General features: G+C 49.2%; 19 protein-coding genes and 1 pseudogene. 4 read left to right on the top strand and 16 right to left on the bottom strand.

Annotated elements, in window-relative coordinates:
• Window positions 1-107 precede the first annotated feature (107 nt).
• The 5 genes from B1728_RS05505 to B1728_RS05485 form a co-directional block, all read right to left on the bottom strand.
• Window positions 108-1,925: a cache domain-containing sensor histidine kinase gene (locus B1728_RS05505; RefSeq protein WP_179135901.1), complete on the bottom strand. Its 1,818-nt coding sequence runs from the start codon at window positions 1,923-1,925 to the stop codon at window positions 108-110.
• A complete protein-coding gene (locus tag B1728_RS05500; protein ID WP_079909183.1) occupies window positions 1,925-2,944 on the bottom strand; it encodes a response regulator transcription factor in 1,020 nt (339 codons plus the stop codon). The genes B1728_RS05505 and B1728_RS05500 overlap by 1 nt, the downstream gene beginning before the upstream one ends.
• A 67-nt stretch (window positions 2,945-3,011) precedes the next feature.
• Window positions 3,012-4,580, bottom strand: a complete 1,569-nt coding sequence (locus tag B1728_RS05495; protein WP_079909182.1) for a type 2 periplasmic-binding domain-containing protein — start codon at window positions 4,578-4,580, stop codon at window positions 3,012-3,014.
• A gap of 121 nt (window positions 4,581-4,701) precedes the next feature.
• Entirely contained in the window at window positions 4,702-5,574 is an 873-nt protein-coding gene (locus B1728_RS05490; RefSeq protein WP_079909181.1) for a carbohydrate ABC transporter permease, read from the bottom strand.
• A 32-nt stretch (window positions 5,575-5,606) separates the two neighbouring features.
• Window positions 5,607-6,563 carry an ABC transporter permease gene (locus B1728_RS05485; protein ID WP_079909180.1) on the bottom strand — a complete coding sequence of 319 codons (957 nt, stop codon included), beginning with the start codon at window positions 6,561-6,563 and terminating at the stop codon, window positions 5,607-5,609.
• Between the two features lie 196 nt (window positions 6,564-6,759).
• On the opposite strand from B1728_RS05485, the gene B1728_RS05480 reads away from it, so the two are divergent.
• Entirely contained in the window at window positions 6,760-8,916 is a 2,157-nt protein-coding gene (locus tag B1728_RS05480) for a HelD family protein (protein ID WP_079909179.1), read from the top strand.
• A 154-nt stretch (window positions 8,917-9,070) separates the two neighbouring features.
• Here the strand turns inward: B1728_RS05480 and B1728_RS05475 are convergent, their stop codons facing one another.
• From B1728_RS05475 to B1728_RS05460, 4 genes are all read right to left on the bottom strand, one after another.
• Complete coding sequence (locus tag B1728_RS05475) at window positions 9,071-10,063, bottom strand: 2-hydroxyacid dehydrogenase (RefSeq protein ID WP_079909178.1); 993 nt, start codon at window positions 10,061-10,063, stop codon at window positions 9,071-9,073.
• A 23-nt stretch (window positions 10,064-10,086) separates the two neighbouring features.
• Window positions 10,087-10,929, bottom strand: coding sequence for an ATP-dependent sacrificial sulfur transferase LarE (gene larE, locus B1728_RS05470; RefSeq protein WP_079909177.1), 843 nt, complete (start codon window positions 10,927-10,929; stop codon window positions 10,087-10,089).
• A 172-nt stretch (window positions 10,930-11,101) separates the two neighbouring features.
• Window positions 11,102-12,796, bottom strand: a complete 1,695-nt coding sequence (locus B1728_RS05465) for a sensor domain-containing protein (protein WP_079909176.1) — start codon at window positions 12,794-12,796, stop codon at window positions 11,102-11,104.
• Window positions 12,797-12,957: 161 nt separating this feature from the next.
• Complete coding sequence (locus B1728_RS05460; RefSeq protein ID WP_144027770.1) at window positions 12,958-13,434, bottom strand: glutathione peroxidase; 477 nt, start codon at window positions 13,432-13,434, stop codon at window positions 12,958-12,960.
• A gap of 147 nt (window positions 13,435-13,581) precedes the next feature.
• Here B1728_RS05460 and B1728_RS05455 point away from each other — a divergent pair, with 147 nt between their 5' ends.
• Window positions 13,582-14,883, top strand: a complete 1,302-nt coding sequence (locus B1728_RS05455) for an AAA family ATPase (protein ID WP_079909174.1) — start codon at window positions 13,582-13,584, stop codon at window positions 14,881-14,883.
• Window positions 14,884-14,916: 33 nt separating this feature from the next.
• A complete protein-coding gene (locus tag B1728_RS05450; protein WP_079909173.1) occupies window positions 14,917-16,626 on the top strand; it encodes a vWA domain-containing protein in 1,710 nt (569 codons plus the stop codon).
• Between the two features lie 143 nt (window positions 16,627-16,769).
• On the opposite strand, the gene B1728_RS05445 is transcribed toward B1728_RS05450, so the two are convergent.
• From B1728_RS05445 to B1728_RS05415, 6 genes and pseudogenes are all read right to left on the bottom strand, one after another.
• Window positions 16,770-17,402, bottom strand: coding sequence for a pyridoxamine 5'-phosphate oxidase family protein (locus B1728_RS05445; RefSeq protein WP_079909172.1), 633 nt, complete (start codon window positions 17,400-17,402; stop codon window positions 16,770-16,772).
• A gap of 281 nt (window positions 17,403-17,683) precedes the next feature.
• Window positions 17,684-17,833, bottom strand: a pseudogene (locus tag B1728_RS05435) (DUF3900 domain-containing protein); the annotation flags it as partial.
• 158 nt (window positions 17,834-17,991) lie between these two features.
• Window positions 17,992-18,630, bottom strand: coding sequence for a superoxide dismutase family protein (locus B1728_RS05430; RefSeq protein WP_079909170.1), 639 nt, complete (start codon window positions 18,628-18,630; stop codon window positions 17,992-17,994).
• Window positions 18,631-18,809: 179 nt separating this feature from the next.
• A complete protein-coding gene (locus B1728_RS05425) occupies window positions 18,810-19,478 on the bottom strand; it encodes a GNAT family N-acetyltransferase (protein WP_079909169.1) in 669 nt (222 codons plus the stop codon).
• Between the two features lie 16 nt (window positions 19,479-19,494).
• The gene (locus B1728_RS05420; protein WP_079909168.1) at window positions 19,495-20,358 is read right to left on the bottom strand and encodes a carbon-nitrogen hydrolase family protein; all 864 of its coding nucleotides are present in this window, start codon (window positions 20,356-20,358) and stop codon (window positions 19,495-19,497) included.
• A 22-nt stretch (window positions 20,359-20,380) separates the two neighbouring features.
• On the bottom strand, window positions 20,381-21,001 hold the full coding sequence (locus B1728_RS05415; protein WP_256865245.1) for a class I SAM-dependent methyltransferase: 621 nt from the start codon (window positions 20,999-21,001) through the stop codon (window positions 20,381-20,383).
• A 161-nt stretch (window positions 21,002-21,162) separates the two neighbouring features.
• On the opposite strand from B1728_RS05415, the gene B1728_RS05410 reads away from it, so the two are divergent.
• The gene (locus B1728_RS05410) at window positions 21,163-21,309 is read left to right on the top strand and encodes a DUF4023 domain-containing protein (RefSeq protein WP_079909166.1); all 147 of its coding nucleotides are present in this window, start codon (window positions 21,163-21,165) and stop codon (window positions 21,307-21,309) included.
• Between the two features lie 281 nt (window positions 21,310-21,590).
• On the opposite strand, the gene B1728_RS05405 is transcribed toward B1728_RS05410, so the two are convergent.
• The gene (locus B1728_RS05405) at window positions 21,591-22,532 is read right to left on the bottom strand and encodes an aldo/keto reductase (RefSeq protein WP_079909165.1); all 942 of its coding nucleotides are present in this window, start codon (window positions 22,530-22,532) and stop codon (window positions 21,591-21,593) included.
• Window positions 22,533-22,535: the final 3 nt, after the last annotated feature.

Below are 22,535 nucleotides of genomic sequence, written 5' to 3'. Positions count from 1 at the left end.
AGTTATTCACTCATCGTAACGAAAAATGAGTCTGTTGTAAACCTTGAAACAACAAACGCTCATGACGGGGTGGTCCTCATTCCCAGCCCGCCTGAGCGCTTCTTGGCCTACTTCAGATTCGAAATCGGCATTCGCATAATGATTTTGGTTCCTTCTTTGATTTTGCTTTCTATACGAAGACCATATTCCTCACCGAACACCATCTGAATCCGCCGATGCACATTCATCATGCCGATTCCGTTGGTGATCTTCTCGCTTTTGCCTACCGTGTCCGTCAACCGGTACGTCTCGAGCTTATTGTTCAGCTCCGCCAGCTTATCCTCCGGGATTCCCGCGCCATTGTCTTCTACGCTGACCCAGAAGATGTCTGACTCAATACCTGCATCAATTCGTATATAATGATGAGGCTCTACTCCATCCGGGAACGCGTGCTGAAATACATTCTCTACAAGCGGCTGGAGCGTCAGGCGCACCATTTTGTGAAGCAGTAAATTCGGAGGGACCGCCGCTTCGATTTCAAATTCGTCATCTACCCGGTGCTTCAGGATCGTCATATAGGTCAATACATGCTTCAGCTCATTAGCAACCGTAATTTCTTCCAGATTGGTTTGTACGGAATACCTGAGCATGTAAGCCATGGCCTTGACGATCTCGGATATTTCGTCCGAATCCTTTAACGCTGCATAACAAGCTATCGTTTCCAAAGTATTGTACAGGAAATGAGGATTAATCTGCATCTGCAGCGATTGGAACTCCGCCTTCTGGCGTTCCAGCTGCGTTTCGCGATTTTGCAGCTCAGCCTCGTAGACCTGCTTGACCAGCTCGGAGAGCCGCTTGACCATCATATTATAGCTGAAGGTCAGCTCCTCGATTTCATCCTTAGGTTCATTCGATCGAACCGGAATCGTCATCCAGTTCCCTTTCTCCGTCTGTCTCATCCCATTTTTCAAAATGCGTATCGGACGTGTAATGGAACGGCCGAACCGGTTCGACAGCCAGATAGACACAACAAGTGTACTCAGACCTACCAAAATCGTTGTCGTTCGGATGCCGGCGATCGGTTTCTTCAGCTCGTCAAGCGGCATAGTGGCGACCAAGGTCCAACCTGAATATTCGGAGTTGCGGCTTACATACATCCTCTTCTTGCTTCCATCCGAGCTTTCGAACATTTGAGCATCCGATTGGTCAAGCTGCTGCTTCAGCATGGGGGATACCTGCGTCCCGATCATCTCACGCTGCGGGTGATAGACGATCTCGCCCGATTCATCCAGAATGAAGAAATATCCGTCCTCACCGAGATCAATTCCTCCCCAAAGGGCCGCCAAATCCCTTATTTGAACCTCAAAGGCAAGGATACCGTTATAGGCCGGAGAGCTTAACCCTCTAATTTTCCGCGCCAGCGTAATGACGCTATTTTTTCTTTCCGGCTGTATCGTCGTATTCAAGGCGCTTAATTGGCCGTTATCCTTCGTCCTTTCCTTCAACATGGCCAAGCGTTTGGCGGCATCCGCCGAGCTGAGCGGCTGATCCGACCCTCCGCCGTTAAAGCTGAAGATGGAATTGCCGTTGTAGCTCATAATATACATATTCACGATCTCCGGGCTTCTAATAAAGATCGGTTTTATTCCATATTCTTTAATCGATGAATAAAAGCTGTAGTAATCGTAACCGTTCAGCGGCGGCTTGTCCAGAAACTGCTTCACATCCTGGTTGGAAAGCAGCGATGACATAGAACGGTCATAACTTTGCAAATAGAGATCCGTCTGATACATCGCATTGTTGACGATCTGAGACATATGCCGGCTGCTGAGCTGATCTAGCTCGTTCGACGAACGAGTATAAGTAAACACCCCTACCGAGGTCAACGAAACCACAATGACGACAAGAAAGTAAGTGAACAGCTTGCGAGATAAATTCCCTTTCATTATTTAATCCCCAGAATACTTCGGTATTCAGATGGCGAATAGCCTGTCATTTTTTTGAACATTTTTGTAAAATGAGGATAATCCTCATAGCCTACTTCCGCCGCTATGTCGCTCATCTTCATATGAGGAACCGCCATCAGCTTCTGAGCAAGCTCGATCCGCTTTTTAATACGGTATTGCACAAAGGTTTCATTCGTCATTTTCTTAAATAGGGAACTGAAATACGTCGGCGTAAGCCCAACCATCTCCGCCACTTCCTCCAATGTAATCTCCTGAGACAAGTGGTTGTCGATATAAGCCTTCGCTTCCTTCATCGGATCTTTAAAATTGCCGCTTCGTTTGACCATCAGATCGCTTGTCAATTGCTTGAGCTGACTCTCGAAGGCTATCAGGGCATCCTCTCTCGTAAGGGGGCGTGAATCGCTCTTCTCAACGGTCAGTACCATAGACTTGCGGGCCATCCGTTTGACAATCATATTGATGCACTCCTCCAGCAGTTCCTTCAGCTGGATAACGTTCAGCTCCGATTCCAGGCAGTACTGCTTCCACTGCTCGGTCAATTGCTTAACCTCGGTCAGGTTCAGCATCCAGATGGCTTGTTCAACCTCTTCGATCCACTCTTCATATTTGGTCAAGGATACGAAGCTTTTGGCCTTCGACTTGATCAGCGCATCCAGCACTTCGATAACATCCGATTTGGTTACGGGCTTCAGCAAATAATGCTTCACGCCGTAGGACATGCATTTTTGCGCATATTCAAAATCCGAGTAGCCCGAGATGACCACTACGGGGATATGGCTGTACTGCTCGTGAAGATGTTTGCACAGCTCCAGCCCATCCATCTTCGGCATGCGGATGTCTGTAAAAATAATGTCGGGCACCTGAGTCTTGATGATTTCAAGCGCTTGTTGGCCGTTCGCCGCCGTATGAATATGGGAAGCGGGCAGCGGGTACTGCTCTGCCATACGGGCTAATCCTTTACGATTGATGGGTTCGTCATCTACAATGAGTAACTGCATGCTGTTAACCCCCTCCTTGTAAAACGGGAAAAGCATCCACCCTATCGCTAGGGCAGATGCTTGATAACTATTTTTTATTGGTGAAGATGGAAACGCCGTCTTTTTTATTGTATCTCTCTGTCGCTTCTTTAATAATATCGTTTCCGCCTTTTTGCTTATACTCTTCGATGACCTTAGGCCAATCGGAGATAGGTTCTTTACCGTAAACCATTTTCACCATATGGTCAATGATCAATTTAGGACCTGTATCGCCAAGCGGAGTTAAGTCAGGATATTTGGAGAAGGCTTTCAAGTCCGGATAGAAGCCGATACCGCCAAGACCTTCCTTGGACAAGATGGTTTCAAACGCTTTCAAAGTATCTTGACCGTCCTTGTTCTGCTCCAATTGCAGCTTGTTGTAAGTGGAATCTTGTCCAACCCACAACGTTGTACGCCAGCCCTCTTCGTCCTTCTCATCCTTGTTCGCCGGAGCTTTGTACGAGATTTTGCCGTCTTTAACCGTGTAATTCTCTCCTTCAACACCAAGGCTGAAGAATTTGGCTGCTTCTTCGGTTTGCATCCACTCGAAGTATTTCATGATGCCGATAGCTTTCTCTTTATCTACATTCTTATTGATGTAGAACGTACGAACCATCGGGGAGTACAAGAAGTATCCGCCTTTGCCCTCCGGACCTGTCGGAGAAGGAATGACGTCGATTTTCGCATTAGGATCCACAGCGGTAATATTCGTTCTGAAGCCGGACAATCCACCGCTTAAGTTAGCAGACCACATCCCCGCTTTACCCGCGTTGATGTTTTTGCTGTAGTCCGTAGAGGAAATCGTTGCAAAGTCTTTCGGAATCAAGCCTTCATCATACATGGTTTTCAAGGTTTGAAGAGCTTTTTGCATATTTTCTACATCAAAGAACTTCGGAACGACTTGATCACCTTGCTGTTCAAACTGATCCTTGTATGGAAGCACGTCGAACGCTCCGAAGACGACATCCGCGTACTTGAAGTTTTCACGCATTTGGTAAGGGTTTTCAACTCCGAGTTTCTTAAAGGCACGCATGACGTTCAAGAAATCATCGATTGTCTTAGGAGCCGGCAATCCTGTCTTCTCCAGCAAGTCTGTCCGAATATAAGTCGCGCGGCGGGATGGATTCGTCAAGTAATCCGGAATCCCGTAGATCTTGCCGTTGTAAGTAACGGAATCCCAGGCTGCTTTGGGAACGTTTTTATAAAGGGTCGGTGCGTATTGCTTGATCAAGTCATCCAAGGGCTGAAATACGCCTGCTTCAACAGAGCCCGCCATGTCTTTACCTGTAGGCAAATCCAAGCTTCCAAGCACATCCGGAATATCGTTGCCCGCGAACAAGACGCTCATCTTTTCCCTTTGAATTAACCTAACATCCAATTCGGTATTCGTCAACTTGTTTAAGCGCTGAACCCATTTCTCTTTACTTAAATCGGGCTGCTTTTGGCCGTAACCGTCCCCTACAGTCGTAGGAAATGAGATCGAAAATTTCAAAGGACCTTTAGAAGCTGCCGGAGCGCCTCCTTTGTCTCCATCCTTCGTCCCTGCCCCGCTGGAGCAGCCGGCTATGGAGCCGACTGCCAATACGGAAGCCATGACAAGACCAACTGTTTTTTTCATTGTACCCCTTCTCCCTTTAATGTACTTACTAACAGATTGATTTTTGATTGCGTTTACATCGTTATTATAACTTGCTAAAGCAATTATCAATATTGTTAAAATTACGGGAGGTTGTGTTTTTTTATGATTTGATAGAGCCTACCAGCATCCCTTTAATAAAGTGCTTTTGCAGGAACGGATATACCAGCATAATAGGCACCGTTGCGATAACGATAACAGCCATTTTCAAGCCTTCAGGTGACAAGTTAATTGCCTGATCCAATGCAGACGAATCGGATGCTCCGAACTGGTCCGTAATGATCATCTCACGAAGTCTTACTTGAAGCGGGATTAACGACCGGCTGTTGATGTAGTAAATGGCCGCTGAATAGGTGTTCCAGTTGGATACGGCGTACATGATTCCCATAGTAGCCATGGCAGGCTTGGACAATGGAAGGACGATTCTCCACAGCATCCCCATCTCGCCGCAGCCGTCGATCCGCGCGGAATCGAAAAGCTCATTCGGCAAGTTCATGAAGAACGATCTCATAACGAACAAGTTATATGCGCTGATGGCGGTAGGAATCATAAGAACCCACAACGTGTTCAACAGCTTGATGTTTTTGAGCAGCAGGTAGTTCGGAATTAGTGGAGCATGGAAGATCAATGTGATAAGCACCATGATCAGTATGACTTTGCGACCCAAATATTCCTGTCTGGACAACGGGTACGCCAGAGATGCTGTCGCCGCCAGGTTAATCAATGTACCTCCGACGGTGATGATGACACTGTTTCTAAATGCAATCCAGATCGTCTTGTCCTGCAAAATGCTGGTATAGTTGGCGCCTGTGAAATTCACCGGCCAGAAATAGACGAGACCTTTGTTGATGGCTACGCTGTTACTGAAAGATTGTGCGATAACGTGCAGTAATGGCAGCACCATCGTTAAACCGAGTACTGTCAAAAAGATAATATTGATGACATTAAACGTACGTACACCCTTGCTTATGACCATTCTGTTTTCACCTCCGTAGTACTTTCCTGGTATTAATACAGACCGTCGCCGGTAGCTTTTTTACTGAACGTGTTACCCACCATAATAAGCAGCAGACCTACCAGGGATTTGAACAATCCGATAGCCGTTGTATAGCTGTATTGTCGGTCGACCAAACCGGCTCTGTACACATACGTATCTAGAATTTCCCCGTTCTCGCTATTGAGCGGATTCAAGAAGATGTATACGCGCTCGAACCCGAAGTCCAGGAAGTTCCCCATGTGAAGAAGGAGCAGGATCGTGATCGTCGGCAGGATGGTTGGAATCGTAATGGAAAAGGTTTGACGCCATCTGCTGGCACCGTCGATTTGAGCTGCTTCGTATAAATCCGGGTTAATTCCCGCGATAGCCGCCAAATAAATGATCGTTCCCCAGCCGCTGTCTTTCCAGATCCCCGATCCGATGAGAATCGTACGAATATAAGAGTTATCACCCAGGAAGTAGATAGAATCAATACCGAAGTTGGCCAGTATTTGATTAACGAAGCCAGTCGTTGGAGAAAGCAGCCCCACCACGATACCGCCTACGATAACCCAGGACAAAAAGTGCGGCATATAGATAACTGTTTGTACAATTCGTTTATACGTTTGAATGCGCAATTCGTTTAGAAGCAATGCAAGAATGATAGGAACCGGAAAAGCAAACACAAGATCGTATAAACCAATTAACAAAGTGTTCTTAAGAATAACCAGAAACTCGGTGTATTCGAACATTCTCTTGAAGTGAGCCAACCCTACCCATTCACTGCCGCTAATCCCCTTAAAAATGTTGTAGTCTTGAAAGGCAATGATCGAGCCGAGCAAAGGCACATATTTAAATACTAAAAAGAAAATAATACCCGGAATTGAAAGAAGATACAGCGAAAAATATTTTTTAAAAAACATCATTTTGTGGCTTTTAGATTTGAACTGGACCTGAACGCGGTCAGACGCTTGAATTTTACTTGCCATTCGACACCCCTCCTCTAGTCAATGTTTGATTTTGTACTTTGATTGTACTTGGGGGCCGCTTGTCCCACAATGGACTCGTTTGTAGTCAGTTGTGTTTTTTTACGTTTTCAAATGGTTGCATTTCCCAAACTTACTGTGATATAGTATATACCCTGTCTTTAAAATCATGGTTTGAACCGAATGGAGGTTTATCGTTTTGGAATCCAGTGTGCATAGTGCGTATCAAGAGGAATTACAGCAATTGGAAGAGACTCTGGGGGAAATCGACCAGCAGCTGGAGGAGCTGCGCAAGATTCCTCCCTATACCGGAGAGGACCACACGGAGCAAGTGCTGGAATCGATTCGTGAATCCAGACGCCGCAACCTGGCGGTTGCCCGGAATGAGCCGTACTTTGGCAGGCTGGATTTTCAAGAGCAAGGCCAGAACGAGCCCTCTCCATTATATATAGGTAAGGTCGGCGTCGAGAAGGAATCCTCCTTGGATCTGATGGTTATTGACTGGCGTGCGCCTGTCGCTAGTTTATTTTATTCCTTCACAGGCGGTACGGACGCGGTTGCTTACGACTCTCCGGAGGGCACGGTAGAAGGTCTTGTTTATTTAAAAAGGAATCTTGTCATTCGCAAGCAAATCCTGCAGCGGGTCGTCGACACCTACGATCGAAGTGGCGATCAAATGGCGGTGACCGACGAATTCCTGCTCTATCGGTTGGGTGAGAACAAGGACAATAAGCTGCGTGACATTGTATCGACCATCCAGGCGGAGCAAGACGCCATTATCCGTGCGGTCAAGAACAGCGCTTTAATTATTCAAGGGGTCGCGGGAAGCGGGAAAACCACCGTTGCTCTGCATCGGCTCGCCTTTCTTTTATATCAATACCGGGATCAGGTGCGCGCGGAACGAATGATCATCCTGGCGCCTAACCGGATGTTTCTCGATTATATTTCCGGCGTACTTCCTGAGCTGGGTGTCGGGCACATTCAGCAGACCACCTTCACCGACTGGGCGCTTGAGCTTCTGGAGCATGAAGTGAAGCTTGCGGATCAAGCCGAACGGTTGACCTACTGGTTCCAGGTCGGAGACCACCGCCCTCCAATGGACGATACGGCTCCTGGCCGAATCAAAGGCTCCCTTTCATTCATGAAGTGGCTGGACCGAGTCCTGCAGCAGTATGAAGCTCATGCGGTTCCCCGAACCGATTTTGTGCCTTGGGACGGAGCGCGGCTGCCTCATTCCGCCATTCTCAAATGGTATGATGTGGAAAATAAGCATGAGCCGCTGATGAAGCGCCGTGAGCGTGTATTGGCAAGAATAAAGCGCTGGCTTGAGATGGAGCTCGAAAAGGCGTGGGAGGTTCATCTGAAAAAGGATTATAAAAAGAAAGGCTCGCAAAGGCTTCGCGAGTATTCGAAGCATTGGACCGCTTATACTCCTTTCTCCTTCTATAAGGAACTGTTTCAGACGGACGGCAAATCCGGCTTTATGACGAAGGAGCTGCAGTCGGAGCTTACAGAGGATTTAAGAGCGGATACGGAAGCTTATCTTAAGAAAAAACGCGTTCAACCGGAGGATCTTGCCCCCCTCTTGTATATTCGCGCCAGGTTTGCCGGCATCCATGGTGACCTTACATTTGACCATACGGTTATTGATGAAGCGCAAGACTTCTCTCCCTTTCAGGTCGCCCTGCTTCAGCTGCATACGCGTAACCAGTCCTTCACTATCCTCGGGGATTTGTCCCAAGGCATTCACGCCTATCAAGGCATAACCGATTGGAACGAATTCAGCTCCTTGTTCGAGGAAGGCAAAACCTCCTACTTCCAATTAAACAGAAGCTACCGCTCCACCATGGAAATCATCTACTTTGCCAACGAAGTGCTGACTCGCGGCTGGAAGCAGACGCCGGCGCTTGCGGTTCCTGTGTTCCGCAGCGGCGACACCGTCCGTATAGTGCATAGAGACGGGCCGAGGCTCGTTCCCGAGCTGATCCGTGAGATTCAGCGACTGCAATCTGGAGACGTGTCCACCGTAGCGGTCTTGGGACGAACCGAAGCACGCTGCAAGGAGCTGCATAAGCAGCTGAGCGCTGCAGGAATGGAAGCGAATTTCATCTCCGCAGGCCAGCAGCGTTATGAAGGGGGGATCTCGGTTGTACCTTCCTTTATGGCAAAAGGACTTGAATTCGATGCCGTTATTATTGTAGACGCGGATTCAGAGAATTACCAAGCCACACCTCAGGACGCCAAGCTGCTGTATGTCGGATGCACGCGTGCCCTTCACTCCCTTCAGCTATGGTACAGCGGCGAGCCTTCCCCGCTTATTGCCGATATCTCGGGAGAGTTCGTCGTTCAGGGTTAATTCATGCAGAAGTAAGCGGCTATCTTTGCATAAAAAATACAGGATACCTGAATTCGGGTATCCTGTATTTTTTTTCGTTATATTATAAATGAGCTCAACGTAAAGCATCTGTATCAGCTTCGAATCCGAGGTCGTGCTTTGCAGGATTCATTTGTTATGCTTTCAGCAAGCTTTGAAGCTCCGGAACCACGTAGGCTTTACCGCCGGTAAGAGCTCCCACCAAATTCCGGGAAGCGACCATGGCCATATCGTTCCGCGTTTTAGCGGTTGCCGATCCGATATGCGGTACCGTGACGACATTATCCAGCTGCAGCAGCGGATTGTCCGGCGAGGTCGGCTCTTGGGCAAACACATCGAGTCCCGCGCCGCGAATGATTCCGTTCCGAAGAGCATCGATCAGTGCCTCTTCATCTACCGTCTGGCCGCGGGATGCGTTGATAAAGAATGCGCTAGGCTTCATCAGCTCAAAATGCTCTTTACGGATAAAGTGAACGGTCTCCGGCGTTAACGGAGTCATCAGAACAACAAAATCAGACTCCTTGAGCAGCTGCTCAAGCGAGCAATATTGCGCGCCGAACCGTTCCTCCACCTCTGGCTTGCGGGTGCGGTTATAGTACAGCAGATTCATATCAAAGCCGTGTACGGCTCTCTTGGCTATAGCTTCCCCGATTCTGCCCATGCCGATGATCCCGAGCGTGGCATGGTGAACATCCATCCCGAACAGGTCCTCCTCGCGAACCTGGCCCCTTCTCCACTTGCCCTGCTTGACGAAGGCATCGAGCTCCGCGATTCTTCTTGCCGAAGCCAGCATCAAAGCGAGCACCAAATCGGCTACCGTATCGTCCAGCACATAAGGGGTATGGGTTCCGATGACCCCTCTGGCTTTCATTTCCTCAATGTTAAAATGGTTATAGCCTACGCTGATAGAGCTTACCGCCTTCAACCGCGGCGCGCGTTCCAGCAGCTCGGCATTGACAGGCGTACCGCTTAAAAGTAGTCCATCGTAGTCTTTAATCTTGTCAAGAAGCTGTTCTCTTGGCATCGATCCTTGGCCGTCCCATAGGGTGCAGTCACAATGCTCTTGTAAATAGGCTAAGCATTCAGCAGGAATTTTACGGGTAATGAGTATTTTCGGTCTAGATGCCATGATCTTGCCTCCTCTTGCTGATATTAGGATGCTGATCCTGCCTGTACGGCTTGCTGGTCCGGACTCAGCACCTCATTCAAGCTTCCGGAACGGTATCCTTTTAAGTCCAGTGTAACGTACGCGTAGCCGATTTCCTTCAGCTTGGCGTGGACTGTGTCTGCCACGGCGAGCACTTCCGCCAGATCGGAAGCAGGTACTTCGATCCTGGCCAAATTCTCATGCTGACGGACCCGCACCTGACGGAAGCCAAGCTGGATCAGGAAATCCTCCGCTTGATCGATCATCGACAGCTTCAATGCGGTTATAGCTTCCCCATACGGAATACGGGACGACAGACAGGCAAAGGACGGCTTATCCCATGTGCGCAATCCGAATTGGCGGGACATATGGCGAATCTCAGCTTTTTTAATTCCTGCCTCAAGCAGCGGAGCAAGAACTCCCTTCTCATGCGCAGCCTGCAAGCCTGGGCGGTGCTCGCCCAAATCATCGGCAATGGCGCCGAAGATCACATGCTCGAAGCCGCGTTCCTTGGCAATAGGAATCAAGTGGTCGAACAACGAATTTTTGCAGAAATAACAGCGGTTCGTCGGATTCTCCACATAGCCTGGAATATCCAGCTCGCTCGTATGAATCACCTCATGCACTGCTCCTAGCTCCTTCGCCAGTGCTATAGCTTCTTCCTTCTCCCTAACCGGATAGGTTTCGGAATCAGCAGTAATCGCCAAGACGTTGTCGCGTCCCAGAAACTCCATTGCCGCCTTCAACAAGAATGCGCTGTCTACGCCGCCGGAAAATGCGACCACTACTTTCTCCATGGATCGCAGTATTTGGCCAAGCTTCTCGTATTTTTGTTCCATGGTCTCCATATTTATTCCTCCTGAAGGCTTCCGAGGGAAGCCGTATCTTTTAATCGTCCCGGTATCGCCTCTAATCGTTTTGCAATCGTGTGCATAGAAATCATAATTAGTACCTGGATTTATTCATTATAGTCTTTTTTCACTTTTTGAAAAAGAGGGAAGCTCACAGGAGCGCATTATTTTATCTATAAGATGAAGATATTTGGCACAATAGACCTTCAAACTCCACAGACGACAGCGGTTTGCTGAAATAATAGCCCTGCGCCTGACCGCAATTTTGCTCCAGCAAAAACTGCAGGTCCTCCAACGTTTCCACGCCTTCCGCTACAACATCCAGCTTCAAGTGATTCGCCATGGCTATAATGGTCGTGACGATAGCCGCATTATCAGGGTCCATCGTAATATCGCGAATGAACGATTGATCGATTTTCAATTTATGGATAGGGATCTTTTTCAAGTAATGGAGCGAGCTGTAACCCGTACCGAAATCATCCATGGAAATCCGGATTCCTTCCTGCTTGAGCATGTTCAGCTTCTGGATCACTTGTTCGACATTATCCATGGCCATGCTTTCTGTTATTTCCAGCTCAAGCCACTGCGCTTCGAGCCCGCTCTCCTCCATCGCGCTCAATATATCATCGACAAGATCGGTTTTCTGAAACTGACGCGTCGACAGATTAACGGATACCGTAATCTTCGGCAAGCCGGCATCCTGCCAGCGTTTGTTTTGCATGCAAGCCGTACGGATAACCCAGTCTCCTACCGGAATAATAAGTCCGGTTTCCTCAGCTAACGGGATGAACAATGCAGGCGAGATCAATCCATGCTTGGGATGCCTCCAACGAATGAGCGCTTCCATGCCGATCAGCTTATTGCCTCGAATATCGTACTGCGGCTGGTAATACAGCTCGAATTCGTCCCGCTCCAGCGCCTTGCGCAGATCATATTCAAGCTCAAGCCGGCGAAGAGGGTTGGATGCAAGCTCTTCATCGTGAATTCGATGCCCTGCATAACCTTGTTCCCTCTGCTCCTTCGATATTAAAGAAGCATGCCGCAGCAGGCCGTTCATGTCAGTTCCATCCTGCGGGTACCGGGCGATACCCACCGTTCCGGGAATGACGAACTCGCGGTCAAATACAGCGAAGGGGGCCGTCAGCTGGTGCTGAATGATTCTGACCTGTTCCGCTAAATCAATCGATTCGTCAAGACACTTGTACAAAATAACGAATTCATAATTGCCCAGCCGGCTGATCAAATCCGCACGGGTCATGCAGCGCTGCAGCCGCTCGCTAACCTGCTTTAGCAGCATGTCCCCCCAATTGATGCCTAACGATTCGTTAATAATCTGAAACCGTTCCAGATTGATCAGCATGATGGCAAAAGGAGCGTGAGGCAGCTCGCTTCCGGCCGCAGCGATCGTCTGCGTCAGCTGAATTTGAAATAAGGTTCTGTTGGGAAGACCGGTCAGAGTGTCGTGGTACGCCATATGCTCTATCAATTGAACGGTAAGCCTCTGTTCCGTAATATCCTTCATGACAAGAAACAAATAGCTATACCGGCCGCTGCGGGCGGGAATAAACCGGAAATGCAAGGTCAGCACATGCCCGGATCGGTGGCGAAAATCACATTCAATCGAGCGGATCTCTCCTGCAAGCGCCCGTTTATACTGCTCCATGAAAGACGCAGAGCCCCCGGGTTCAAGAAAAATATAAAATAACTGCTTCATAATCGTCAGGGAGTCGTAGCCGGTCAGCTTGATAAACTCGGGATTGGCTTGCCGGATACAGCCGCAATGATCCAGCAGGATAATAGCATCTCCACTTAATTCAAATAAAGGATGCGATGTGATGGCACTTATCGATTCCGAGACACTCATGATGTATCACTCCCACCCTGCCGTTCATGATTTTGGTTTATTATACCATAAGGACGTCGTCAGGATTGCAAATTTTGCAGAATGATGTAGAATTTTATCTCATTTAAAGTTAAAAAAGGACCGCGAGGCAGCCCCCGTGATCCTTTGCCCTACAGCACATGTTATAATAATTTCTCGATAGCTTCTTGCAGCTCTTGGTCCTCCGGGGCAACACGGCTGGAAAACCGCCCTTGAATATGGCCCTCCCGGTCGATAAGGAATTTCTCAAAATTCCATTTGACCTCGCCGCTCGGATCTGCCTGTTCCGTCAGCAGCTGATATAAAGGATGCTTGTCTTCGCCCAAAATTTGGATTTTGTCCAATACTTCAAAGCTGACACCATAATTGGTGCTGCAAAATTGCTGGATTTCTTCCATCGTTCCCGGTTCTTGTCCGCCAAAATCGTTGCAGGGAAAACCGAGAATAACTAGTCCCCGTTCCTTCCACTGTTGATTGAGCTTCTCCAGACCGGCATATTGAGGTGTAAAGCCGCATTTAGAGGCAACATTGACGATTAACAGCACTTTGCCTTTATACTCGCTCATGGATTTGGTGCTTCCGTCTGCTGCTTGAACCGATACCGAATAGATCGATGCCATGATCCATACCTCCTTCTTCTACTTACTCTTCATCATATCATGAATAAGAATGGAATAAAAATCCTCCTCCCATTCGTATATCGGGGACGATTTTGATACAATAAATAGGTTATAACTGCCATGCCGCCCGAAGGAGGAAATTCCCCAATGAATGAGATTGAGAACATACAGAATAAGCTGGAGCAGGCTATCCGATTGCTGGAGAGCAGATTCCTCGAGCGGGAGGAATTGATCCGTTTGCTCCTGCTTGGATTAATGAGCAATGAGAATGTTCTGCTGATCGGGCCGCCGGGAACGGCGAAATCCCAGCTAGCGAGAGCGGTCTCCCAGCTGTTCGGCAGCGGCCGTTGGTTCGACTATCTGCTGACCCGGTTTACGACGCCGGACGAAATGTTCGGTCCCGTATCCCTTCAGCAATTAAAGCAGGACGTATACATCCGTCAAACGGAAGGCTATTTACCGTCCGCCCATTTTGCTTTTCTTGATGAGATTTTTAAAGCGAACAGCGCCATCTTGAACGCGCTATTGTCTATCTTAAACGAACGCATATTTTTCAACGGACGGGAAAAGGAGCAGTCGCCTCTCGTTTTCTTGATGGCTGCCTCGAACGAGCTGCCGGAGGATAATGATCAGCTCACTGCGCTGTACGACCGTTTTCTGATACGTTATGAGGTTGGATTTATTAAGCAAATGTCCAGCTATGAACGTATGTTTCAGCTGCCGACGGAGCCTCTCTCTTCGCTGCTTTCGCTTCAGGACGTGGAGACTGTTCGCTCCAAAGCGGGCCAGGTAACGATTCCAGAGTCGCTCGTCTATATGCTGTTCCGGTTAAAGACGGAAATGGAGGCCAAGGAATACTCTCTCTCCGACCGCAGATGGAGAAAGATCGGGCAAGTGTGGAAGACCTCGGCGGCATTGAATGGACGCGATAACGTCAACGTCTGGGATACCGTCTATACCCCGCATATGCTGTGGGATTATCCGGAGGACTTGACCGTTCTGCAAGAGCTGTTTCAAAAGGAGTTCCAAGAAGCGTTAAAGCAGGAATCGGAAAGAGAGCTGCCGCTGCGCACCTATGATCAGACCACCAAGCACTGGTTGGGCCTTGAAGACGAGCTCCACGCCTTTCAATTCAAGAAGGAAGTCGGTGGCAGCATGAATAAGGACGCCCAGGAGCAGATGAAGCAGAAGCTGGAAAATTGCCGGGTCGAACTGGAGGATACGGCGAGAGCGCTGAGAGGTAAGCTGGTTCAGTGGCAGCAGCGGGAGAAGGATTTGCCCGGCTATATCCGCAACCAAAACTTTCTGCTTACGCAAACAGACCGTTTTGCGGTGAAGTATACCCATCTGCGAATTCAAGGCGAACGTATTCTGCAGACCATTCAGGGACTGTACCGGACCTTGTTTGACCGTGAGATTCCCGGCGTCCAGTACGATTATACTTTGTAGCAAGACCATCACAGTGACCGGCGGTGAACCTCAATGATCATCCAATGCGCGCGTATCGATCGCTTCGTCTTTGACGGTTACGTGCATTCCTCCCGAACGGCGCAGGAATGGATACGTGAAGCCAAGGCAACAACGGAATGGTTTTCCGTAGAGCTGTTTGCCGATTTTTTCATGTGCTTTTATTTGCCGCAGCCGCAGTATGATGCAACGATGGATGAGCCCCCATTTCACCGGTGGCTGGTTCAACAGCTTCGGGGACAATTTTTCTACAGGACGATTCACCCCAGGACGATTGGCGAGGTCAACGCCTCCTTCAAGACCGCTTTAAAAAGCTTAATGTGGTTAACCGGCAGTTATGCCGAGGAGGTCAAACGGAGGAAAAAGGACGAGCAGCATCTCTCCATCGGGTTCAATGAACGCATACGGCAGCAAGGGCAGGACGACTCGCGCCTTCAAGAGCGGCTGTCCGAGAAGCAGATTGAGCAGCTTAAGCTGGTTGGTTATACACTGCAGCAGGGCAAAAAAAATGTAGAGGACAAGCAGGCCGCTCTAGATACCCGTCCGCTGGTTGAAGCAGAAATTGTTCAGCTAAAACAGCGCATTGAGGAGCTTCAGGAGCAGATGCGGACCGACTTTACCAAGCGGGACAAAGCCAGGCAGAAGCTGAAGAAGACCGAGGCAGAGCTGGAGCAGCGCGAGAAGCAGCTGGAGCGATTTACGAAGCGGGACAAGGAAATGTTTCAGCAGCTGGAGGATCAGCTAGGCCAATGGCTGAACCGGTCGTTGAAGGAATCTCTCTCCACAGAGGATCAGGAGAGCTTGAACGTGCATGAGCTGCTGCAAGCCAGTCAACGCATTGCCAACCGCCGGTGGGGAAGCGATCTCGGACGGCTTCACCGTCAGGAGTTCGCCAATTACATGGCATGGGTTGACAAGCTGAAAAGACATCCGGAGCTTATCGCCTTTCTCCAGGAGGTCGGGCGCAACCTTCAGCATCTTAAAGTGATGCGTAAACAGATGAAATCGCCCCATATTCCGGAAGCATATGATGATCTGCGGCAATCCGGCCAAATCGCGCACATGCTGCCCAGTGAAGCCAGTCTGTTGGCCGATGAAGATTATGAGCTGTATTTTACCGTAAAATGGCTGGATCGGAAGCTGCTCACCTATAACATCAACGGATGGACGGACGAGCCGCAAAGAGGCCCTGTGATCTGTATGCTGGATACATCCCATTCCATGCGGGGCAGCAAGCTTCGTCTTGCCCAAATCTTCACCGCCACCTTCGCCGCCTTCAGTCTTCTGGAGCGCCGTGACTTCATTCTGCTTCTGTTCGGAACAAGAGGCGAGCTGGTCGAGCAGCCGCTCTATTGGCGCAAGCCGGATTGGCCCTCCTTCTACTCCATATCCCAGCTCGCATTTGGGGGCGGAACGCATTTTGACGCTCCGATCAAACGCGGAATCGAGCTGGTCGAGCATCATCCCCGCTTTCCGGATGCGGATTTCGTTATGGTGACGGACGGTATCGGAACCATAGGAGCCGAGGTGCGGCAGCAGCTCTTCGAGCTCGGCAGGAAAAAGCAGGTACGCCTCCACACGCTCATCATTGGCAATGCCAGACAGCACTTGGTGAATGCCTACGATATTCTCGGCGTTTCCCATCAGGTTCGTTTCGCCGCTACATGGGAAACCCAGGATCCTGTCAAGGACGAGCTGCTTCTCGATGTGTTCCGCAAGCGGTAGATAGCACTAAGTATCCTATAAATTAAATCCATCCATTGCCGCCAACGCGGTATTCGCAGGGAAATGGACCAAGATGTCTATTCAATAAGATCAAAGAAAAACCCGCTAATCGCATCTAGCATTAGCGGGTTTTGGTTATGAAATCAATATAAGCGCAGTCTGTAGCTTTCATCGAGGGAACGGGTAATCTGCTCCTCCGTCGACCCCGTATGCTTCGCAAGAATTCGTGCCGGTACCGGAAGCTGCTCTTTATCGAGCCAGGATTCGGGATTCCACAGCATCGAGCGCTTGAAGGCTTTGGCGCAGTGCATATAGCATTCCTCTACTTCGACACCGATTCCGAGCAAGGGAGCCTTGCCGTGGGCCTGCATCTGATTCAACAACGCCTCATCCTTGATAACATAGGCTTTGCCGTTGACCCGCAGCGTCTCTTCCAGACCGGGAATGAGGAATATCAAGCCGATATTCGGATTCGAAACGATGTTCCGCAAGGAATCCATCCTGCGGTTGCCCGGCCTTTCCGGGATCACCAGACGCTGCTCGTCAAGAACCAGGACAAAGCCTGGGGCATCCCCTCTCGGCGATACGTCGCATTTTCCTTCTCCGTCTGCCGTAGCTATAAGAACAAACGGCGATCTGGCAATATAATCCTTGCAATGAGAATCTATCGCCGAGACGACTTTACGATTCACGACCTCGCTCGGATAACCTAGAATATCTCTTAGCTCCTGCTCTGAGGAGATAACCTGCTGAAACCCGGAAGCTCCTTGAGTCATAGTCTTACTATCCCACCTCTCTAATGCATGCTATTTACGCCCAGCGTCCTGCTCTGCAGGTGATTTCAAATGCTCTTCGATCCGTTGTAAGGACTTTTCGATATTGCCCAGGCTCTTGGTGCTTCTATTGGAATTACGGATAAGAGTATAGATGACATAAAGTACGAGTAATATCAAGATGAGATTAATCAACTGAACTATTGCAGTTCCCCAATGAAACATCCATCATTCCCTCCTTAATACTCCGCCTCTTCCTCCGTTTGCTAAACATAAGCATCCTACGAGTCGGCCGTTCGCAAGCGGGCAAACTGATTATAATTCGGATTGCTGTGCAAGTCATAGCCGGGCTCCACTGTAAACCGGCCGATCTTGGTCGGTACCTGCTCCGCTTTCGGATTGCACTCCGCGCTTCGCTTGGCAATCTTGGTGAAGAAATCTATTCTACTTCAAACTTCATCCAATATAAATCTACCCCGTAGCAAGTAAAAAACCCACCCCATTGACTGATTGCTCAGCCATTAAGGCGGGTGCTTAAACATCGTATCACAGGTTCTCTCAAGCGGCAATGCTTACCGCCCAAAAAATGTCATTACTTGATAACGCCGCATGCTACGCGGTTACCGGAATTGCCCGAAGGATCCGTCTTATAGTCGTCTTCCTTCTCATGAATAACAAGCGCGGTGCCCCCGGTCTTGAACAGCGAATTCGCTTTATCCTTGGCGAGGGTCAATTTCGGAGCTACAACCTCCGCTCTTCCTCTGCCGTCAGAGCCAACCTCCAGGTTCGGTAGATCTCCTGCGTGGTAGCCTTGCGGATTATCAAAGCCATGGTGCTTATGCTCAGGATTGAAGTGCTCCCCTGCCGATTTGAAATCCGGAGGAGTGCATACTCCTGTCTCATGAATGTGCATACCGTGTTTGCCAGGCGTCATGCCGGCTACGTCGACTTGGAATTTTACTCCTTCAGGCACCTGAGTGAGTGTGGCTGTTCCAATTTTGGACCCTTTGCTGTTGATGATGTCGATCGTCTTCGGAGCAGGCACCGGCTCATTAGCCTGGGTCGCCATAGAATTGGATCCAGCACTTTCTTCCACAGCAGATCCGTCATGATGTCCAGGATGCTCAAGGTCCGTCGATGCCGAAGTAGACACCGATTTCCATTCACAACCTGAAGTAAGCACCAGCGCGAAGCTAAGCATCAGAGCTCCGCGGTTAACCCATTTTCTCATGCTCTTATCCTCCATTGGTTCAAAAATGTTCCTCTATCATTGTTTACCTAATGGAGAATAAATAAACATAAATTTCAGACGGTTAAGAAACCTGGGAAGCTTGAACAATTGCTAATATACTCCGATTGGGTAACCCCTCCAGCCACTATGGAAACCCGCAAAATATGAATTTACTTTCATCACGATCGGAGAAACGGATTCTTCCATTCCATCAGCATGGCACAATTGTGAGAATCCTCATCCTCCAAGTAACCGTGGATCAGTTTCACTGGAGTTCTTCCGCAGCGCATAAGAAAGGTAAGCACCGGGTCCTTCAGCCTACCAGCAAGAACCGAGTCGACATATTGCTCAGGTGTCATGGAAGCTGCATGAAGATGGTAGCCGGGGATACGCCCTCCCCCAAGCAGTCTCTGGAGCTTCAATTCAATAACGACTTCATACATCGATTGCATCAGCAGCTTGCCTAGACCAAGCTTCCGGTAGGCAGGGAGCGCACAGATGTCGACGATGTACAGCGTGTTCCCATTCGGATTGTGATTGCGAATGTAGCCGCCATCCGTTATCTCTTCCCATGTATGTTCCGCATGATTAGGGTCAAAGTCGATCATCAATCCGGTGATAGACGCTGCTATCTTGCCTTCCAGCTCTACACAGAGTGCGCCTTGCGGAAACAGGGTCACATGTTGGTTCAGCTGTTCTTCATTCCACCACAGCTCCGATGGAAATGGAGGCGGAAAGCTCTGCTCTTGAATATGGATGAGATCGGCAAAATCTGCCTTGGTATAAGAACGGACAAGCGCCGGTATAGGGCGGTCCTGATCAAAAACAAACAGTTCTTTATGATACAAGAGTCCCTACTCCTCTCTAGCTCCAATCCGTGTATAAATCCGTTCTGCGGTCGCGCCATGTCGTTACGGACCCCTTTTCCCGCACTTGATGCAGCAGGCTCAAGTCCAAATCCGCTGTGATCACCATATCATGGTTAATTTCGCCTACAGCGAGCAAGCCGCCGGGAGGAAAAGGCACATCATTAGGTGTAATAACGGCCGCTTGTCCGTAGTTCCCTCTCATAAAGTCTACGGTAGGGAGAGAACCAATGGTTCCTGTGGTCACGACATAAATTTGATTCTCAATGGTTCTGGCGTGGCAGGTATAGCGGACCCGATGGAAGCCATGCCGGTCATCCGTGCAAGAAGGACAGAAGATGACGTCAGCCCCGCGTGCTCGGGCCATTCTTACGATTTCAGGAAATTCGATATCATAGCAGATCAGGATAGCGATCTTCCCTTTGTCCGTATCAAATATATGCAGCGCATCGCCGGCTTGCATGTTCCACTCTTTCACTTCTGTCGGCGTAATATGAAGCTTGCGCTGCTCGCCGATGCGTCCATCTGGATAAAATAGATAAGCGGTGTTATACAAGCGTCCTTTTTCTTCAATAATATGGGTTCCGCCAATAATATGCATTCCGGTTTGCCCGGCTAACGAGACGAACAGCTCCTTATACGAATCCGTAAAGGCAGGCAGCTCCTCAATCGTCAACGCTTCCGGGTGCTTCTTGCCTCCGCCGATGGACATTAGCTGGGTCGTAAACAATTCGGGAAAAAGGACGAAGTCCGCTTCGAATTCCTCCGCGGTTTTTACGTAGTGCGTAACTTGCGCGGCAAATTCTTCAAAGCTGCCAATCGTATGTAAATGGTATTGCACCGCTGATACTCTCAATTTCATTGTTTTAACTCCTTTACTTCGGCTAAGCCGGGGATTCTTTCTCTATACCGCTTTCTTCAATAGGATCAAAAAATAAAATATGAGGCTTTTTCAGGCACCAGGTTGTCATACATCGCTGATTTGCCACATTGACGGTTTTTATTGGCTCCAGTAGGATACCTTGAAGCTTCTCCGTCATTTTGACCAATCGCTGCTCGTCTACAAGATAACGGATTGTCCCGTCCGGAAGCTTATACTGTTCATTCTCTATACGGACCACGCGGTCCTCGATGCCAATGCTTGAAGCCAGCCTCGCGAACAGCAGACCTCCCGGCCGAAGCACTCTCCAGAGCTCCTGAAGCATTTGTTGGAAGTGCAGGTCATTCAGGGCAAAATGAAGAACGGCGCAGCTGATCACGACGTCAAAGCTATCATTGGCAAAGCTCATTTTTTCAACAGCCTCTACCCGTGCCTGCTCATCCTCCCATTCAGGGGCAAGCGTCCTGCCCAGCTTCCTGACCTGCTGAACTGCATCCTCCGACCTGTCCACGGCGAAAATAGAGTATCCGCTGCGCAAGAAATAAGTAAGGTTTCGTCCCGTGCCGCACCCGGCATCCAGAATTTTCATTTCTTCCGTTATTCGGCCTTTTAATAACTGATCCAATAAGTATATATCCATTTCGCCGAAAAGCTCGCGAGGGTCCATTCGCTGTATCAGCTCGCTTCCAGATCATAACTTTTGTTCAGACATTATATCATCAATAATACAAGAAAACCACGGTTCAAGGGCATACTACGAAACGATGAAAGGAGGGGAACTTATCCATGAAGAATAACTTGACCGGAGATACAGAGAGCTGGATCGAGAAGGTTCACGATACGCAAGCCAAGGACGAAAAAAACCGCAAGCACCAAGGGGACGGACATCCGGATAAGTCTTTGCCTAACAAGCAGCATCGTAATGGGAATTAGATGAAAAAAGCACCCGCATTCGGGTGCTCAGATTGTCGAGAAACCTATAAGGCTTGAACTATTGCTAATATACTACGGTGGGGTATGCCCCTCCAGCCGCTGTTGAAACCCGTGAAAGGGATCAGATTTAGTGGTATTTTCACGGGTTTCAAAGGCGGACGTAAACTCTTCCGAGGAATACCCCACCTCCATATTTAGCAAAGTTCTCGCAAAACTAGGTTTCTCGACAGACTCAGCACCCGCATTCGGGTGCTTTTTAAAGTGTTTAATATAAGGTAACCTTAGGCCTCTACTGTATCCACATGCTCCAGCCAGTTCATTTCCTCCGCGGTCAGCCGGATTCTTGCTCCGTCACGGCAGGAGGTCAATTCCGCCATATCTCTCGCCCCGATTAGTGCGGCTGTAGGAAAAGCCTGATTCAGGACATACGCGAGAGCGATCTGAATCATTGTGACTCCCTTTTGGGCAGCCAGCTCCTGTGCCCTGCGCAAACGCTCCCAATTCGCATCACTGTAGTAAATGCGGACGATTTCTTTATCATCCAGCTTATCGGGAGCATACCGCCCGGTAAAAAAGCCTCTTGCCTGCGATGACCAGGACAGCAGCGGCAGCTGCGTCTTCTCATGCCATTGGCAGGTCTCTGCATCCGCCGACACACAGCCCTTCCAATGAGGCTCGTTCGGCTTGGCCAGGCTCAAGTTCGGGCTGCTGAAGGTAAATCCCTTAAGCCCATTGGCACGCGCATAATCATTGGCTTCCTGCAGCCTCTGATAAGTCCAATTGGAAGCCCCTATCGCATGAATGCGTCCAGCTTGAATATGCTCGTTCAAGGCATCTATAATTACGCTGACCGGAACCGTCTCGTCATCCCGATGCAAGCCGTACAGGTCGATATAATCCGTTTCCAGACGCTCAAGGCTTTTCTCCAGATCACTGCGGATAGCCTCTGGATTCACTCTCGGACCATCGGCATTGTGGTGCGCTCCTTTGGTCAGAATGACCACATCCTGACGGTTGCCGCGCTCCTTAATCCATTTGCCGATCGTTTCTTCGCTCTGACCCCCGCAGTAAATGTGAGCCGTATCGATCGTATTGCCGCCAATAGCGAAGTAATTGTCCAGTACGTCACATACTTTATCGTAAACAGCATGAGTGAAGAAATCCGAGCCCTGAATCAAATTGGATACCGGCTTTTGCAAGCCTTCAATACGGATCGTTTCCATATC

It is taken from the genome of Paenibacillus sp. 32352 (genome assembly GCF_002042965.1).
GTDB classification, from domain to species: domain Bacteria; phylum Bacillota; class Bacilli; order Paenibacillales; family NBRC-103111; genus Paenibacillus_S; species Paenibacillus_S vulneris.
This window is presented reverse-complemented; position numbering and strand designations above follow the sequence as displayed.